General features: G+C 40.3%; 1 protein-coding gene. It reads left to right on the top strand.

Features of this window, described 5'->3' with window-relative positions; all coding sequences use genetic code 11:
* Window positions 1-884: group II intron maturase-specific domain-containing protein (locus P5674_RS25280; RefSeq protein WP_315670432.1), on the top strand; the 884-nt coding region annotated here is incomplete at both ends.

Here is an 884-nt window from a genome sequence, read left to right as displayed (position 1 = left end):
CGCACTGTTGGGAATGGAAAGGCTAGTTAAAGGAATGTATCCAAATAAAGGCACAACCACTCAGGTGAACCTTATAAGATATGCCGATGATTTTGTGGTCATCTCCAAAGACCTAGGAATCATTGAACAGTGCAAAACTGCTATTTCTGAATGGCTAAAACCTGTAGGACTAGAAATAAAACCTGAAAAGACTCGAATCTGTCACACACTCAAACCTATTGAGTATAATGGCAAAACAGAAGAACCTGGGTTTGATTTTCTCGGATTCAATATCAGGCAATACCCAGTAGGAAAATACAAGTCTGGAAAAACAGGGGGACGTAAGAGCCGATTAATCGGACATAAAACCCACATAAAACCCAGCCAAAAAGCAGTTGCCCACACAGAAGCGATAAAAGGTGTAATTAAACAACATAAAACAGCACCTCAATCAGCCATGATTAACAAACTAAACCCAATTATTAGGGGATGGTCAAACTACTACTCAGCGGTAGTCTCAACAGAGACCTTCACTAAACTAGATAAGACAATCTGGCAAATGTTACGGGCATGGACAGTATCAAGATGCGGAAAGGCAAGTCACGAAAAGCTAAGAAATTATTTCAGACATAGAACAATTAAACTTAGCAATGGTAAAGAAAGACATGAAACTTGGTTGTTCCAAACCAGAGATGGGTTACATCTATATAAACACAACTGGACTCCAATTGTCAGACATACCTTAATACCCCCTGACGCAACACCATACGACGGAAATTGGACTTACTGGGCAACCAGGAAAGGACAAGCAATCGACACGCCAATTAGGGTAGCAAAACTACTCAAAAAACAAAAAGGTAGATGTACCTGGTGTGGGCAATACTTTACCCCATCAGACTTAATTG

Source organism: Limnospira sp. PMC 289.06 (genome assembly GCF_032350395.1).
Classification (GTDB): Bacteria; Cyanobacteriota; Cyanobacteriia; order Cyanobacteriales; family Microcoleaceae; genus Limnospira; species Limnospira platensis.
The sequence above is the reverse complement of the archived record's forward strand: the minus strand, read 5'-3'. Positions and strand labels throughout refer to the sequence as shown.